Annotated in this window: 13 protein-coding genes; 9 read left to right on the top strand and 4 right to left on the bottom strand. The window is 58.9% G+C overall.

Features of this window, described 5'->3' with window-relative positions; genetic code table 11:
- Positions 1–97: 97 nt before the first annotated feature.
- A complete protein-coding gene (locus tag GQS65_RS04465) occupies positions 98–835 on the top strand; it encodes a TSUP family transporter (RefSeq protein WP_368279826.1) in 738 nt (245 codons plus the stop codon).
- Positions 836–1,412: 577 nt separating this feature from the next.
- Here GQS65_RS04465 and GQS65_RS04470 read toward each other — a convergent pair.
- Positions 1,413–4,022 carry a heavy metal translocating P-type ATPase gene (locus tag GQS65_RS04470; protein WP_158203479.1) on the bottom strand — a complete coding sequence of 870 codons (2,610 nt, stop codon included), beginning with the start codon at positions 4,020–4,022 and terminating at the stop codon, positions 1,413–1,415.
- 102 nt (positions 4,023–4,124) lie between these two features.
- Entirely contained in the window at positions 4,125–4,715 is a 591-nt protein-coding gene (locus tag GQS65_RS04475) for an AsnC family transcriptional regulator (RefSeq protein WP_158203480.1), read from the bottom strand.
- A 134-nt stretch (positions 4,716–4,849) separates the two neighbouring features.
- On the opposite strand from GQS65_RS04475, the gene GQS65_RS04480 reads away from it, so the two are divergent.
- The 8 genes from GQS65_RS04480 (at position 4,850) to GQS65_RS04515 (ending at position 12,054) form a co-directional block, all read left to right on the top strand.
- Positions 4,850–5,047: a heavy-metal-associated domain-containing protein gene (locus tag GQS65_RS04480; RefSeq protein WP_158203481.1), complete on the top strand. Its 198-nt coding sequence runs from the start codon at positions 4,850–4,852 to the stop codon at positions 5,045–5,047.
- A 208-nt stretch (positions 5,048–5,255) separates the two neighbouring features.
- The gene (locus GQS65_RS04485; RefSeq protein WP_158203482.1) at positions 5,256–5,912 is read left to right on the top strand and encodes a helix-turn-helix domain-containing protein; all 657 of its coding nucleotides are present in this window, start codon (positions 5,256–5,258) and stop codon (positions 5,910–5,912) included.
- A gap of 304 nt (positions 5,913–6,216) precedes the next feature.
- Complete coding sequence (locus GQS65_RS04490) at positions 6,217–7,629, top strand: ABC transporter substrate-binding protein (RefSeq protein WP_233265027.1); 1,413 nt, start codon at positions 6,217–6,219, stop codon at positions 7,627–7,629.
- A gap of 24 nt (positions 7,630–7,653) precedes the next feature.
- A complete protein-coding gene (gene nikB / locus GQS65_RS04495; RefSeq protein WP_158203484.1) occupies positions 7,654–8,601 on the top strand; it encodes a nickel ABC transporter permease in 948 nt (315 codons plus the stop codon).
- Positions 8,598–9,521: a nickel transporter permease gene (gene nikC, locus GQS65_RS22080; RefSeq protein ID WP_368279827.1), complete on the top strand. Its 924-nt coding sequence runs from the start codon at positions 8,598–8,600 to the stop codon at positions 9,519–9,521. Before nikB ends, nikC begins: the two co-directional genes overlap by 4 nt.
- Complete coding sequence (locus GQS65_RS04505) at positions 9,460–10,569, top strand: ABC transporter ATP-binding protein (RefSeq protein WP_233265029.1); 1,110 nt, start codon at positions 9,460–9,462, stop codon at positions 10,567–10,569. The genes nikC and GQS65_RS04505 overlap by 62 nt, the downstream gene beginning before the upstream one ends.
- Positions 10,566–11,582, top strand: a complete 1,017-nt coding sequence (locus GQS65_RS22085) for an oligopeptide/dipeptide ABC transporter ATP-binding protein (RefSeq protein ID WP_368279828.1) — start codon at positions 10,566–10,568, stop codon at positions 11,580–11,582. The genes GQS65_RS04505 and GQS65_RS22085 overlap by 4 nt, the downstream gene beginning before the upstream one ends.
- Positions 11,575–12,054, top strand: a complete 480-nt coding sequence (locus tag GQS65_RS04515; RefSeq protein WP_158203485.1) for an amphi-Trp domain-containing protein — start codon at positions 11,575–11,577, stop codon at positions 12,052–12,054. The genes GQS65_RS22085 and GQS65_RS04515 overlap by 8 nt, the downstream gene beginning before the upstream one ends.
- A 143-nt stretch (positions 12,055–12,197) precedes the next feature.
- On the opposite strand, the gene GQS65_RS04520 is transcribed toward GQS65_RS04515, so the two are convergent.
- Together GQS65_RS04520 and GQS65_RS04525 are read right to left on the bottom strand one after the other, a co-directional pair.
- Positions 12,198–13,142: a sulfite exporter TauE/SafE family protein gene (locus GQS65_RS04520; RefSeq protein ID WP_233265030.1), complete on the bottom strand. Its 945-nt coding sequence runs from the start codon at positions 13,140–13,142 to the stop codon at positions 12,198–12,200.
- 428 nt (positions 13,143–13,570) lie between these two features.
- A complete protein-coding gene (locus tag GQS65_RS04525) occupies positions 13,571–15,691 on the bottom strand; it encodes a heavy metal translocating P-type ATPase (RefSeq protein WP_199268400.1) in 2,121 nt (706 codons plus the stop codon).
- Positions 15,692–16,042: the final 351 nt, after the last annotated feature.

The following is a 16,042-nucleotide window of genomic DNA, read 5'->3' on the forward strand; positions in this document are numbered from 1 at the left end:
TTCACAGCGTATCGATGTGTGTACTACTCGGGGGACGAGGACCGCACCGATGACGAGCAACTGGGTGACGACGGGACTGTCTACGTTGGTCATTCTCGTGGCCTCTCTCGTTCACGGTATCGCCGGGTTCGGCTTTGCGCAGGTGTCGATGGGACTGATGCCGCTGTTCCGGTCGCCATCGAGTGCGTCGATCATCTTCACGGCGACCGCGGTGGTGAGCAACGCGCGTGTCTGGTGGAGCGTGCGTGGGGCGTTCGACTGGCGAAAGTGGGCCGTCCCCGTCGGTGGCCTCGTCGTCGGGATGCCGTTGGGTATCTACGTCTTCAGCCAGTTCGATGGGGATCAGATGCGCGTCGCTATCGGTGCCGTCCTCGTTTTGGCGGTCATCGTCGTCGGTGCGACCCAGCAGTCCGAGTTCGTCACGGACTGGATCGAGGCTAAAGACTACCGCCCGGGGAACGCCATCGGCGCAACGGCCGGTCTTCTCGCCGGCGTCTTCGGCGGGGCCGTCGCCGTCCCAGGCCCACCGATGATCGTCTACGGCGCGTTCATGTCAGCCAGCGGGTTCTGGAGCGACGAGGAGATGAAGGCGACGTTCACGGCCTTCTTCGGGACCCTCATGCTGTATCGGTTGGGCAGTCTTTCCTACACTGGGGCCGTGACGACCCCGCTGCTGGTCGAAGCAACGGTCGCAATTCCGATGGTATTCGTCGGTGCCTGGGCAGGCGTCTACATCTTCGACAACATTCCCGAGCGCGTGTTTCAGTGGCTCGTCCTCGCACTGCTGACTGTGAACGCGTTCGTCCTACTCTTCACCGCAGTGCCGGAGCTGTGAGCTCAGCCAGGTCGTCTTCCGCTCGTTATCCGATGATGAGCATCGCTCTGGCCAAGTCACGGACGCTCACTGGAATCCCGTCCGCTCCGACGAAGAAGGTAGAGCGCCGCCACGCTTGTCCTAAGTCGACGGTCGCTCGGCCATCTATTGGACGAGGATTCCTGCGACGGCGAGTCAAAGTATGAAAGTCGAACTCGAGAATCCGAAGAGCGGTCAGCTCCTCGTCTGTATCGCCTTCGATGTGCTCGCATTACCTCGTCACTCGTCTGGAGTCGCTTCTGCCCTCAGTATCTCTGCGATTGGAGTTCCAGTCGCAGGGCGAAAATGCGGTGACACTCCTCGAGTCAAACCTAACGAGTCGGGAGGGTTGGGACGAGTGTCGACCGACTCCTGAGCCAGATTTCGCACCGCTGTAGGTAAAGCGAGAGTACGACTCGTCGTCAGCGCATGGCGCTGACAAGATATCCACACGGACGGTGTGGGCTGACTTTCCCTCGCGCGACCAAGCCCACGAGTTGTTCGTGATAGCTGAAGAACTGTGGAGGAGAGTCGGTGGACGTTGGTAGTAGAAAGCCGACTATCGGCGGAACCACCCGAGGAGCTTGTAGTCGTGGTCGGGGGTGTACGTCCGGAACAGTAGGCTGTTCGAGAGCACCGAAACGCTGGAGAACGCCATCGCACCCGCCGCGAGCACCGGCTGGAGCAGGCCGAGCGAGGCGAGCGGAATCATCGCCGTATTGTAGCCGAGTGCCCAGACGAGGTTCTGTTTGACCTTCGAGAGTGTCGCATCGGAGATACGAATCGCCTTCACGACGTCCACCGGGTCGTTCCGCATCAACGTGACGTCCGCCGCCTCGATTGCGACGTCCGTCCCCGACCCGATGGCGGTTCCGACGTACGCAACAGCGAGAGCCGGAGCGTCGTTGACACCGTCACCGACCATCATCGCCCGACGCCCGTCGTCCTGAATCGACTCGACGGCGTCGGACTTGTCTTCGGGAAGCACCTCTGCCCGGACGTTCTCACGGGGGATGCCGACCTGCTCGGCAACGGCGTGAGCTGTCCGCTTGTTGTCGCCGGTGATCATCATCACGTCGACACCCCGTTCGTGGAGTTGGGTGATGGCGTCTTTCGCGCTCTCTTTGACCGTGTCCGCGTTGGCGACCACACCGACGAGTTCCTGCTCGTAGGCGACGAGCATCGCCGTCTTCCCCTCGTTTTCGAGACGCTCCATCGTCTCTGACGCGGGAGTGGGATCGATATCGTTGTCACGCAGGAGCTTCCGGTTGCCAACGAGCACCTTGCTGTCGCCGACTGTCGCCTTGATTCCGTGGCCCGGAACGTTCTCGAAGTCATCCGGGTCGGTGATGTTGATACCGCGCTCTTCGGCCCCCTCGACGATGGCCTGTGCGAGCGGGTGTTCACTGCCACTCTCTGCAGTGGCGGCGAGTCGGAGGACGTCTTCTTCTGAAAGCCGGTCCTGAGCGGTGAGTTGGCCGCCATCCGTTGCCGCCTCGCCACCGTCTGTGACGGGGCCACCATCACCGTCGAACACGACCACGTCGGTCAGTTCCATCGCACCCTCGGTGAGCGTCCCCGTCTTGTCGAAGACGACGGTGTCGACGTCCTTGGCGCGTTCGAGGATGTCACCGCCTTTGAACAGCACACCGTTCTGCGCACCGATAGTGGTGCCGACCATCGTCGCGGCTGGGGTCGCCAGCCCCAACGCGCAGGGACAAGCGATGAGTACCGCACTCGCGAAGACGACGACTGCGAATTCGAAGACTGAAATCGATCCTCCTGCAACTTCGGGGCCACCGGCGACCAGTCCCCAGAGTGGAAGCGACTGGATGAATCCCGCCAATGCCTCTGGGAACAGATACCAGACGACGCCCCACAGCAGCGCGTTGAAAATGACCGCGGGAACGAAGTACGCCGAAATTCGGTCGGCGAGGTTCTGAATCTCTGGCTGACGCGACTGAGCGTCCTTGACCGTCTGGACGATCTGTTGGAGCGCCGTATCGGACCCGACCTTCGTCGCTTCGATGAGGAGCACGCCGTTCTCGTTGATGGTCGAGCCGACGACTTCGTCGCCCTCACCCTTCTCGACGGGGACGGATTCGCCGGTCACCATCGACTCGTCGACCGCCGATTGGCCGTCGACGACTCGGCCGTCGGTGGGGACCTTCTCACCGGGTCGGACCTTTATCCGGTCCCCGACCTCGACGTCTTCGAGTGGAATCTCCTGTTCGTTTCCGTCGTCGTCGACGACGGTGGCCGTCTCGGCTTCCATCTCCAGAAGTTTTCGGAGTGCCTCACCAGCCTGTCCCTTCGAACGAGCTTCGAGGTAGTTCCCGAGCGTGATGAACACGAGGATGAGCGCCGCCGTGTCGAAGTACATCCCGCCAGCGATGAGTCCTGCGAGGACGGCGACAGAGTAGACGTACGCCGTACTCGACCCGAGTGCGATGAGTACGTCCATGTTGGCGCGGCCGTTCTTCACGAGTGCCTTGTAGGAGTTCTTGTAGAACGGCCATCCCAGGATGAGTTGGACGGGCGTTGCGAGGGCGAACTCGACCCACCCAAACTCGACACCGAAGACCGTCTCGGGGACGATTCCGCCACCGAGTAGGAACTTCTCGACGAGGAAGAAGAGCATAGGCGCCGACAGGGCGGCACCGAACAGTGTCAATCGACGTTGCCGTCGAATCTCCTCTCGCCGAGCGGCATCGCGGGCGTCCTCGTCCGGACCTCCGTCAGCCGACTCCTCACGTACGGGTGAGTACCCAGCGGCCTCGATGGCGTCGTACAGCGCCTCGATAGACGTGTCTGCAGGATTGTAGACGACCTGTGCCTCATCCGTGGCGTAGTTGACGGTCGCCTCGACGACGCCCGGTGTCCCTTCGAGTGCAGTCTCGTTCGTCTCGGCACAGTTCGAACACGTCATATCGGTGATTCCGATGCTCACCGACTCTGAGACCACGCCATACCCGGCGTCGTCGATCGCGTCGTAGATTGCACCGAGCGATACCTGATCGGGGTCGTACTCGACCGACCCTTCGTCAGTGGCGAAGTTGACGTTCGCCGTGGAGACACCATCGAGAGATTCGACAGCGTCCTGGACAGAACCTGAACAATTCGCACAGGACATCCCCGTGATGGTGAGGTGAGCTGTTCGCTGACTCATTGATACCTAGTACGGGTTCCTCCTTTTCACGAATTGCTACTTCGAGACTGTCGTTCTGCGCGTCGTATTCTTACGAGAACTAAGCGAACAGGGCGAAACCCCTCACGCCTCGGCGTCGAACCGTTCGTAGCGCTCTTCGAACCGAGAGCGACACGACGGACAGCAGAAGTGATAGACGCTCTCGTCGAGCCGTATCGATTCACCCTCGCTATCGACGGTATTCCCACACTCAGCACACGACAGTGCGAACTCCGTCCCGTCGATCGACGGTGTCCACTCGACATCATCGACGAGCGTGACCGAGTAGTCAGTCGTCGAGATATCTTTGAGGAGTCCATTGACCCAATTTCTGACGTTCTGGGCTTCTGACCTGCCGTAGAACCACACCTCACCGTTGACCGTGACGAAGAGGTGTTCGACTCCCTCGGCGTCGGCGAGACGCTCGCGAAGCTGTTCGATTTCCTCACCCTGTGGCTTCACGCGAACGAACACAGGCACACCAGCACGCAGGATTCCGCGGTTGACGTCGATCGTGAATCGGTTGATGACCTCGGCTTCCTCTAAGCGCTTGACTCGATCGGAGACGGCAGGTCCAGAGAGGCCGACTGTTTCTCCAATATCACTGTACGGCCGTCGACCATCCTCAGCCAACAGCGAGAGTATCTCTAAGTCGGTGTCGTCTAACTCGCGCATGTTACTGCGAATTTGAGCCGCCCACCCATTACTGTTGTCCGTAGGTGGCTTACGAATACAAAGTTTCGATAGTTCACTACACTAGCCTCGAAGCAACAAACCACAAAGATGACCCTCCCGTACTTGAGTATGGAATGACTCAGACCATCACCGTCGAAGGAATGACGTGTGGACATTGCGAGCAGACTGTCGAAGATGCCCTCAACGAAGTCGCTGGCGTTACCGATGTCAGCGCCGATCGCGAAGCCGAACAGGTGAGCATTGAAGGCGACGCCGATACCGATGAACTCGTACGCGCCGCGGAAGATGCTGGGTACACAAGCCACGCCTAATCACGACACCTCTATTCGGGCGTGAACTGCTTTCTCTCCCATCTTTTGACCAGCTACCCTCTATCAGTGTTTAGTACCAAACCGGATGGTTGAGATTCGTCGCGGCTCCTGACAACCACAGAGGTCCCTGTACTGGTGAATGGGGCGGACGCTACTTCTGGCAAGAGTCCTGAGTATGTTTTATTTGGGTGGAATTATCCTCTCCCGTATGTATGAGGCGACATTCGAATTCCAAGCAGATGGACTAGTCGCTGCACTCTCTCGAGAGTACGACGCTGCTATCCAGTTGTGGTGCAATGAGCACTGTGACTTGCTGTATGTCCGGTCAGAACGGATGGATGATTTGCGCTCGGAGTTGGAGGAACAAGTTGGGTTACAGGAATCTATTCAGGAGGGTAATCAACTTGTCACAGTGACCGACCAGTGTCTGCGTCAAGAAGAACAGACACTCGTAGAGACTCATTTGGCGAATGAGGGCTGTCTCTCACTGCCTCCCTTAATCTACGAAAGCGGACGAAAGCAGAGCAAGGTTCTCGCGCTTGACCCGGCAGCGCTCACTGCTGTGTATAATGGCCTCAGACAAGAAACACGGGTCAATGTATTGGCCAAGCGAGAAATCAACGGTCTCCATCCAGAGGTTCCCATTCTCGGTCTGGACGATGTCCTTCCACGACTTTCGGCCCGACAACTCGAGACGTTCCGAATCGCACATACGAGGGGCTACTACGAACTTCCGCGTGAGACGACCACAGCAAAGTTAGGCGATGAATTGGGGGTGAACAGGCGAACTGTAGAAGAGCATCTCAGACGAGCAGAAAATAAAATCGCCGCCGCGCTTGCAAACCACCTCACACTGTTGCAGTGATTACATTATGGGGGTGAATATAAAGAATTGCGCGTTTGGAAGGGGTATCTTTATCTACAACCTATGGTAGATATGAGTCATACCCATGGAAGATAGTATCACCCGCAGGACATTACTGGGGGCAGTTGGGGCAGGGGGATTCGTGAGTATCGCAGGATGTGCGGGAGATTCGGGCGACGGGGGTGGCAACGATGACCCATACAGTAGTGAGACCAAAACTGGTGACGGGTCGTCGACAGACAACAACAGTAGTTCCGGCAACAACTCGACGGCTACCGGCGGATCAGCAAACGTCGCCTTGTCGATGGACCCGACTGAAGGGGTCTGGCAGGTGTACGGTGGGGTGAGTCCGTACTACACGAACATCCTCGAGCCACTCATCTGGGTGAGCGAGGAAATGAAGTTGGAACCGTGGCTCGCGACCGACTGGGAAGCGACCAGCGACACGACGTGGGAGTTCACGCTCCGAGACAGCGTGAAGTTCCACAATGGGGAGGATCTCGTCGCAGAACACGTGGTCTGGTCGTTCGAGCAGGTGCTCAACGAGTGGTCATACGCCCCCGGATGGCTCCACGTCGAATCAGGTAGCGTGACAGCAATCGATGAGACGACTGTCGAATTCGAGACGTCCGATCCGTTCCCGACGTTCCCCGGAACGATTGCTCACAATATGATCGCAATCCAGCACCCAGACCGGAGTCGGGAGAACACCGAACCAATCGGGACTGGCCCGTATCAAGTCGAACAGCGGACACAGGGACAACACGTTCGGACGTCGGGTTTCGACGACTACTGGAACGGGACGCCGTCGTTGGACGAGTTGACGTTTAGTGTCATCACGGACCCGAACACGCGCGCACTCTCCCTCCAGAACGGGGACGTGGATGTCGCGTTCGACCCCCCGAAGAGTCGGGTCGAGAAACTCGACAGCAATGGTGGGACGAACGTCACCACACAACTGTCGCCAGGTGCTGTGTACGTTGGCTGTAACATCTACAAAGCGCCGATGGACGACCCGAAGCTCCGTCAGGCACTCAACTACGCGACCTCTCAGTCGGACCTAGTCGAGACCATCCTCTCGAATATTGGCGTCCCCGCGAAGGGTCCGGTCGCCGAGAGCATCTTCTGGTCGGCCCACGAGAAGCTCCCAGCATACGAGCAGGATACGGAGAAGGCCAAGCAGTTGGTCGAGGAGTCCAGTTACGACGGAGAGGCTCTCCAATTCCATCTCTCGAACCAGCAAGTTGACGGGGAACTCCTCGCACAGGCACTCCAGCAGTGGTACGACGAAATCGGCGTCAACGTCGATATACAGGTGACAGAGGAGGCGAGTTTCGAGGATACGGTCCGCTCGGGAGAACCGCACCTCATCTTGGAGTCCTCGGGTACCAACAGCGGTGCAGCGGACTACCTGATCTACGAGACGTTCCACTCGGAAGGTGACGTGAACGAACGTCTCTACAACGAGGAGGGGACTGGCATCTACAATCTCGGTGAAGAGGTCGACCAACTCATCCAGGCCGGCTTCCAGACCGGCGACCAAGCCGAAAAGGAACAGAAGTACGAACAGGCGCTACAGCGCATCATGGAAGAGGCGGTCGTCGTTCCCATCAACTACTCGGAGTACATCGTCGCTGCGTCAGACGGGGTCTCTTCGATGGACCTCAGACCTATCCCAGAGATGACTCGCTGGACGGGGCTGCAAACCGGCCAGTAACACCGAACACTACAACACTTCCCAATGTACCAATTTGTCGCGCGTCGCACGGCGACGATGTTGCTCGTTCTGGTGGGGGTGTCGATTCTCACGTTTCTCCTGTTGTTCCTCACACCTGGAGACCCCGCAGAGACGATTCTCCGTCAGCAGATGGGAGGGCGAACGCCGTCGCTCGAAGCAATCGAGCAGTTCCGCCAGAGCGAGGGACTGAACCGGCCGATACCGATTCAATACGTGGACTGGGTGACCGATGTCCTCCAAGGTAACCTTCGGGAGTCTTACTACCAGGAGACGCCAGTGAGTACGCTCATCATCAATCGGATTCCTGCCACGCTCGAACTCGCTGTCGCTGGGATGGCGGTTGCACTGACGATTGCGATTCCGACCGGAATCATCAGTGCCGTCCACAAAGGAAAGGCCCCTGACTACCTCAGTCAGTTCGCTGCGCTAGTTGGCGTCTCGATGCCGAACTTCTGGCTCGGGTACATCCTAATCATCGTCTTCTCGCTCCAGTTGGGACTGTTCCCGGTGGCGGGAGTCGGCGGTCTGGAGTCCCTCGTCCTGCCAGCGATAACGCTCGGGTCGGGGATGGCTGCAATCGTCACTCGGTTAGTCCGCTCCTCGATGCTCGAAGTACTCGACGAGGAGTACATCGACACGGCCCGGTCGAAGGGCCTGAGAGAACGCATCGTCATCTACAAACACGCACTCAGAAACGCGCTTATCCCAGTCGTGACCATCGTCGGACTCCAGTTCGGCTACCTGTTGAACGGAGCTGTCATCGTCGAGATCGTGTTCCAGCGACCGGGGTTGGGGGCACTCCTCATCGATGCGATTTTCGCACGCGACTACCCAGTCGTTCAGGGCCTCGTCCTCGTCATCGCTGTCATCTTCGTGTTGACGAACTTCGCCGTGGACCTGACCTATCGGTACATCGACCCACGAATCTCGTTCGGAGGTGAGAGTGCGTGAGCAATCAAGACTCTACTTCGAACCAGTCGGTCATCACGACGACCCGTCGTCGCTACCGTTCGGTGAAGAACTCGCGGCGACTCGGCCGCTTCCTCAGCAACCGTCTCAACGTGGTCGGCTTGCTGTTTGTCAGTGTGGTCGTTCTCTCGGCAATCTTCGCGCCGGTAATCGCACCGGAAGGCCCCAACGAGCAGGACCTGTTCAACCGTCTCGATTCGCCGTCGGCTGAGCATCCGATGGGGACCGACCAACTCGGCCGAGACGTCCTCTCACGGTTGCTCTACGGCGCCCGTATCTCGCTGCAGATTTCGCTCGCTGTCGTGGCGATTACACTCGCCATCGGAACGGCGGTCGGACTCGTCGCCGGCTACGCTGGAGGGTGGGTCGACGAGGCCTTGATGCGGTTCGTCGATGTCTTGCTGGCGTTCCCTGGGATACTACTGGCACTCGTCATCGCAGGGATACTCGGCCCGAACTTAACGAACATCATGATCGCCCTCGCAGTAGTCGGGTGGACGCAGTACGCCCGTATCATTCGGGGAAGCGTGCTGAGTGTCAAGCAAGAAGAGTTCGTGAAGGCAGCACAGTTGATGGGGGTCCCTCGGAGGCGTATTGTCCTTCGCCACATCCTCCCGAACGTGGTGACGCCGGTCATCGTCCTCGCGACGATGGACATGGCGTACGTCATTCTGGGCACGGCGGGACTGTCGTTCTTGGGCCTCGGTGCGCAGCCACCGACACCAGAGTGGGGAACGATGCTCTCTCAAGGGCGAAACTTCGTCGACACCGCGTGGTGGGTCGTCAACTTCCCCGGACTCGCCATCATGATCACCGTCCTCGGGTTCAACCTGCTGGGCGATGGACTACGCGATGTCCTCGACCCGCGTGACATGGGTGACGTCGAAAACAAGGGTATGTGAAATGAGTGAGACACTACTGGAGGTCGAAGATCTCCACACACGGTTCGCAACGAGAGAAGGAACAGTCCACGCTGTCGAAGGCGTGTCGTTCAGTGTCGATAGGGGTGAAATCGTCGGGGTCGTCGGCGAGAGTGGTTCGGGGAAATCCGTAACGGCTCGTTCGCTCATCCGCCTCGAAGACCCCGGCTACATCGAGCGTGGGTCGGTTCGATTCGATGGCATCGAGATGACTGACGCCGATGACCGCACGATTCGTCGTGTTCGTGGCGATGGGATGGCGATGGTGTTCCAAGACCCGATGGAGACGCTGAATCCAGTGTTCTCCATCGGGGAGCAGATCGTCGAATCGATCAAGGTTCACGAATCGCCCGAGAAACAGGGGTTGCTCGACTACCTCAATGTCCCCCTGTTCAGTAGCAGGGGGAAACGGAGTCAGATGCGACAGCGAGCAATCGATCTGATGAGCGAGGTTGGAATCCCGCATCCCGAGACCCGTGTCTCTGCGTACCCCCACGAGTTCTCGGGAGGGATGCGCCAGCGAGCGATGCTGGCCATCGCACTCGCCAGAGAACCCGACCTCTTGGTCGCCGACGAGCCGACGACAGCGCTCGACGTGACGATTCAGGCGGAAATCCTCCAGCGCATCCGGGACCTCAACGAGGAGTTGGACATGGCCGTCCTGATGATTACACACGACCTCGGTGTGGTCGCTGAACTCTGCGACAAGGTTGTGGTCATGTACGGTGGTCAGGTCATGGAAGAGGGGCCCGTCGAAGACGTGCTGACGAACCCGAAACACCCGTATACAGAATCACTGCTCGGGTGTATGCCCCAGACGTGTGCCCGGGGGGAACCATTGAACGTCATCGAAGGTCGGGTCCCGTCGATGGTCGGTGAACCCACAGGGTGTCCCTTTGCCAGTCGGTGTTGGTGTTCGTCTGAGAGCTGTACCTCCGGGGAGTTACCGACGGAACAGGTAGGGGACGACCATACATCGCGCTGTCATCACGTCGAGGAACTTAGTGAATCGATGGAGGCCGAGCAGTGACAAAACCCATCGTCGAAATCGACGACGTCGTCAAACGGTTCCCCGTCGATGACTCATTCTTCGCCAAGCTCCTCGGAAACGAGACGTACGTCACTGCAGTCGACGGTGTGTCGCTCTCAATAGAACCCGGCGAGACACTCGCGCTGGTCGGTGAGTCCGGTTCTGGAAAGTCGACGCTCGCGAACATGGTCACTGGCCTTCACTCACCGACGAGTGGAACAGTGAAGTTCGACGGAGAGGTCGTCGGGGAAGCAACCAGCCGAAACAAAGAGACCCTCGCGGCCATCGGAATGGTATTCCAGAACCCACGCGGGAGTCTCGACTCTCGGTTGACGATCAAGCAGATTATCGCTGAACCACTCAAGGCCCGTGGGTGGTCCGCAGCAGAGCGTGAGCAGAAAGTCGAGTCCCTCATCGAACGGGTCAACCTCTCCCAGGCTTACCTCCCGAGACATCCACACGAACTTTCGGGGGGTGAAGCCCAGCGGGTTGCGATCGCTCGAGCTATCGCACTCAATCCGCGGTTGATCGTCCTCGACGAACCAGTGAGTGCGCTCGACGTGAGCGTCCAAGCGAAGATCGTTAACCTGCTGATGGAACTCCAAGACGAGTTGAACCTGACGTATCTGTTCATCGCCCACGACCTCAACGTCGTCGAGCACATCGCAGACCGCATCGCGGTTATGTACCTCGGACAACTCATGGAAATCGCCCCGACAGAGGTACTCTTCACAGAGACGAGTCATCCCTACACGGAGACACTCCTCTCTGCGATTCCGAGTGTCGACCCAACGAAACAGAAAGAGCGGGTGATTCTCGATGGAGATATCCCGAGTCCAATCAACACGCCTAGCGGCTGTGTGTTCCATACCCGTTGCCCACTCGCAGACGAGCACTGTGCGACCCAAACGCCCGCGGCCGAGCATATTGGGGAGTCCACCTCATGGTGTCACTATGCCGCCGAGTTCGCCGATGATGAGAAACGGATTGCAGGAGTGATGAGTGATGACTGACGATAGTTCAGAGGCCGCTGAAGGCGCGATAGAGCCTGCAGAAAACGCACTACCGCCAGAGAAACTCAACTACCCCGAATTCGTCTTCGAGGAAGGGAGCATCGATGCCGACGGTGGGTTCGACCTCACGGAGGGGATGAAGAGAGACGAGATCGTCTCGTGGCTTCGTGAGCTCGCAGACGGACTCGAGAGCCACGACATCGCAGTCGAATCTCCAGATGGCCACGTGACGTTCGGTGTCGGGACTGGCGACGTCCGAATGCAGTTCGATCCCGACGAGAACCATCAAGGAACGCTCTCTGTAGAGTTTGGATTGAAAGCCAAAGCGATGTTCGTCTCGGACGACCCGACTCGTCGGAAAACGGGTGCGCGTGGGAAGACGGGGTTCATCCCACTGTCGATGCTCACAGACGACAAACCACCCGAATCCTACCGGTGTTATAGTTGGATTCGGGACCCAACAGACCCGTAGCCGGGGACATTGAGGTGTCGAGGTCTTCGAGGGCTACAATCGCTCAATGCACGCTTCATCAGGCAGCAACAGGCGGATAGGGTGGCCCCCGACGACCCAAAAGAAGCCTTATCGATTAGACGAGTGACCTGCAGCGTCGTTGCTCACGTCGATGGAGTTTCGAGTAGCGTTTTCCCACCACGAAAGAGGATGAGGCTCCCAACGAGCAGTGCCGTCCCGAACAACAACGCGATGCTGAAGTCATGGAGCACACCGATATCGTACGCGTGGCTGATGGTTTTGCTCGCCATCGCTACACTATCGAGCAGCAGCATCAGGGCGAAGTAACCCATCAACGACGACTCGTCGAGAATCTCCGTCATCCGTGCGCCGATATAGGCCCCAGAGACGCTTCCACCGAGTAGTGGTAGGACGACCGAGAAATGAACGGCATCTTGCTGCAGGTAACGAGCGGACCCAAAGGCACTGGAGCCAGCAATTTGGAAAATATCGGTTCCAACAGCGACTGAGTTGGAGAGGCCAACGCCGTAAACGAGTGATGGAACCATCAGAAACCCACCACCAACCCCGAGAAAGCCAGAGAGAGTACCAATCGCGACGCCGATTCCGATGAGTAGCCAAAGCGAGACGATTCCACCTGATTTCAACCTCAGCCGAGGCGGTAATTGATTGAAAACAGACCGTTCAACCAGGGGTTGTACATGCCTGTCATCAACGGTTGGCATCTCATCAGCATGGATTTGTCGGAGGAGAAGAACACCAACTACTGCCAGCAATAGCACGTAACAGACACTAACGACGATATCACCCAAGCCACGCGCGACGAGCCAAAAGAGTACCCGTTTACCGGTCTCAATACCAACAGACATTCCAATGACAAGAACGGCACCAAGACGGTAATCGATGTGACCAGCAGACCGGTGAGTAATCGCGGCGGTAATGGCGGTTCCGAAAACAAACACCAGGCCAGAACCGACTGCTGCTTCAGCGGGATGTCCAAGCACGAGTAACGCAGGGGTGACGAAGAAGCTCCCACCCAGACCAAAAAAAGCCGAACAGGATCCCGATGAGAAATCCGAAACCCACAAAAAACGCAATCTCGGATTCTATGAATACCACCAGAATCATCTTGGCTCTGCTCCGATATCGTTTCCAGACACGTGCGTTGGGCTGCGACAAAGAGTGTGATGGCCCCGGTGAACATCGATGACCACCTTCGGGTCGTTCCTGTTCTCAGTGTGTCTCTGCCTTCGCTCACCAACCAGAGACTGACGAGGGGCCCAAGTTACCTCGTGGGCCCATCGACTAGTTGTGAGCTGGTATCCGTTCTCGTGTACGACGTCAAGAATCAGGTTTGCATCGGATAGACAGTGTACGTGATTGCCACCGTTGAGGGCCTGTGCATCTCGAATAGTCTTCGAGACAGCTACGGCAGCGACGCCTGTTGCTCGACACTGTTTGAGTCCATCGGCACCAATCATCATGGCAAGCCCGTCTCCACCGACAACCAACGTCGTCATGTTGAGAGGTCGATTCCTTTGAGCCGCCGAGCGTTGATGGCGACGATGATGGTCGAGAGCGACATGAACACCGCCCCGATGGCCGGTGAAAGGAGGATGCCGACGGGGGCGAGCAGACCCGCTGCGAGCGGGAGTGCGACGACGTTGTAGCCCGTCGCCCAGACGAGGTTCTCCTGCATCTTCCGGTAGCTCGCCGCCGAGAGGCGGACGAGCCGAACGACGTCTCTCGGGTCGTTGTCGACGAGGACGATGTCGCCGGACTCGATAGCGACATCGGTTCCGGACCCGATGGCGATGCCGACGTCCGCCCTCGCGAGCGCTGGCGCGTCGTTGACGCCGTCGCCGACCATCGCGACGAGTTTTCCCTCCGACTGGAGCTGGGCGACCGTCGTGTCCTTCTCGTCGGGGAGGACCTCGGCGAAGTACTGGTCGATGCCCAACTCCTCGGCGACCGCGCGGGCGACGTCCTCGGAGTCCCCCGTCAGCATCGCCACCTCGATACCCATCGCGTGGAGGGCGTCGATCGCCTGCCTGCTCTCTGCACGAATCACGTCCGCGAGTGCGAACGCCGCCACGACGCTCGACTCCTCGTGAACGAGGTAGATGACCGTCTGGGCGTTCTTCCCGGCCTCGTCGGCGAAGGCGACAATGGAGTGCGGCCGCTCGACACCGAGTCGGTCGAGGAGATTCGGTCCGCCCAGGTGGATCGTCTCGCCCTTGCTCGGGTTACTCGACGAATTGCTCGGCCGAGTCGAGGCAGGAACCATTTCAGGAGCTACTGTCGCCCGAACACCGAGTCCGCGGAGGTTCTCGAACGTCGAGACGGAGACCCGTTCGACCTCACGTTCGCTTGCAGCGGTGCGAATCGCGCGGGCGATCATGTGCTCGGAGTCGCCTTCGACACCGGCGGCGATGGCGAGTGCTCGCTGTTCGTCGTACCCCTCGACGGTCTCAATGCCGACGACACCTTGCTCGCCCTTGGTCAGCGTCCCGGTCTTGTCGAACATCACGGTATCGAGGTTTCGAGCCTCTTCCATGGCGATACGGTCGCGAATCAACATCCCGTTCTGGGCGGCCGTCGAGGTGTTGATGGCGACGACGAGGGGGACCGCGAGCCCCAGTGCGTGCGGGCAGGCGATGACTAGGACGGTAACGACCCGTTCGAGAACAGCAATCTCGAAGCCAGTTGCCAGTGTCCACGCGACGGCGGTGACGGCGGCGACGCCGAGCGCGACGTAGAACAGCCACCCGGCGGCGCGGTCGGCGAGCACCTGGGTCCGGGACTTCGACTGCTGGGCTTCGTCGACGAGCCGCATGATACCTGCGAGCGCCGTCTCGTTGCCGGTCTTCGTCACTTGGACGCGGAGACTGCCGTCCTGGTTGACGGTCCCGGCGACTACCTCGTCGCCCGGTTCCTTTCCGACTGATCTGGACTCACCCGTAATCATCGACTCGTCTACCGATGATTCTCCCTCAACCACATCACCATCTGCTGGCACCGACGCACCTGGCCGAACGAGGACGACGTCACCCTCCGAAAGGTCGGAGACGGCCACCTCCTCGACATCGCCGCTCTCGGTGACACGCTCGGCGGTGTCGGGCATGAGTTTGGCCAGTTCGTCGAGTGCGCCGGATGCTTGGCGGACCGAGCGCATCTCCATCCAGTGGCCCAGCAGCATGATGTCGATGAGCGTGACGAGCTCCCAGAAGAACGGCGTCGTCCCCGGCAAAAACAGACTCGCGATGGAGTAGACGAACGCGACGGTGATTGCGAGCGAGATGAGCATCATCATCCCCGGTTCGCGATTGGTGAGTTCTGTCCGGGCCATCGAGAGAAACGGCACGCCACCGTACGCGAAGACGACGACCGAGAGTACCGGTGTAATCCAGACACTCCCCGGGAACGTCGGCGCGGTGTAACCGACCACCTCCTGGATGAACTCACTGAAGTAGATAACCGGAATCGAGAGGACTAGTGACACCCAGAAGCGACGACGGAACATCCGTTCGTGGCCGCTGTGGTCCGTATGTGCGTGGTGGTCTTCGTCCCTCATCCCATGCTTATGGGAGTCGCCTCCACCCTCACTGGTTCCATCGTGGTTTTGGTGTGTCGTCATGATGTCGTTCGATTGTTGTCGTTCGGTATGCTGTCCTATCGATTGGCCCTCATGGAGGGGGACTGTTCCTCTCCTCCTCTATCTTCGATTGGTTCCCCGGCACCCTACATCGGAGGCACTCTGAGGACCATCCTCGGTAGTGGCGGCCCTATTCATTCCATTATTCGCGCATTGGTGGCTGTCTTTATCCTTGCCTGTCACTTACGTCTTGGCTGCTTATGCTGGTTCTTCTTTCGTGACTTCTGCCAAGGGTGCCCTCTACCGATGAAACCAAAGCGAGACCGGGACCGGGACAGGTGTTCTGAGTCTGTCTAACCGGAGATAAAGCATTCGTCAACTGATTAGCCCGAA

Source organism: Halomarina oriensis, assembly GCF_009791395.1.
Taxonomy (GTDB): domain Archaea; phylum Halobacteriota; class Halobacteria; order Halobacteriales; family Haloarculaceae; genus Halomarina; species Halomarina oriensis.

Bases quoted from the DNA above. Each gene is read 5' to 3' on its own strand.
- GQS65_RS04475 (WP_158203480.1), bottom strand. From the start codon at position 4,715: ATGCGCGAGTTAGACGACACCGACTTAGAGATACTCTCGCTGTTGGCT.
- GQS65_RS04485 (WP_158203482.1), top strand. From the start codon at position 5,256: ATGTATGAGGCGACATTCGAATTCCAAGCAGATGGACTAGTCGCTGCA.
- GQS65_RS04525 (WP_199268400.1), bottom strand. From the start codon at position 15,691: ATGACGACACACCAAAACCACGATGGAACCAGTGAGGGTGGAGGCGAC.
- GQS65_RS04505 (WP_233265029.1), top strand. From the start codon at position 9,460: ATGGACTACGCGATGTCCTCGACCCGCGTGACATGGGTGACGTCGAAA.
- GQS65_RS04515 (WP_158203485.1), top strand. From the start codon at position 11,575: ATGACTGACGATAGTTCAGAGGCCGCTGAAGGCGCGATAGAGCCTGCA.
- GQS65_RS04470 (WP_158203479.1), bottom strand. From the start codon at position 4,022: ATGAGTCAGCGAACAGCTCACCTCACCATCACGGGGATGTCCTGTGCG.
- GQS65_RS04490 (WP_233265027.1), top strand. From the start codon at position 6,217: ATGGACCCGACTGAAGGGGTCTGGCAGGTGTACGGTGGGGTGAGTCCG.
- GQS65_RS04480 (WP_158203481.1), top strand. From the start codon at position 4,850: ATGACTCAGACCATCACCGTCGAAGGAATGACGTGTGGACATTGCGAG.
- nikB (WP_158203484.1), top strand. From the start codon at position 7,654: ATGTACCAATTTGTCGCGCGTCGCACGGCGACGATGTTGCTCGTTCTG.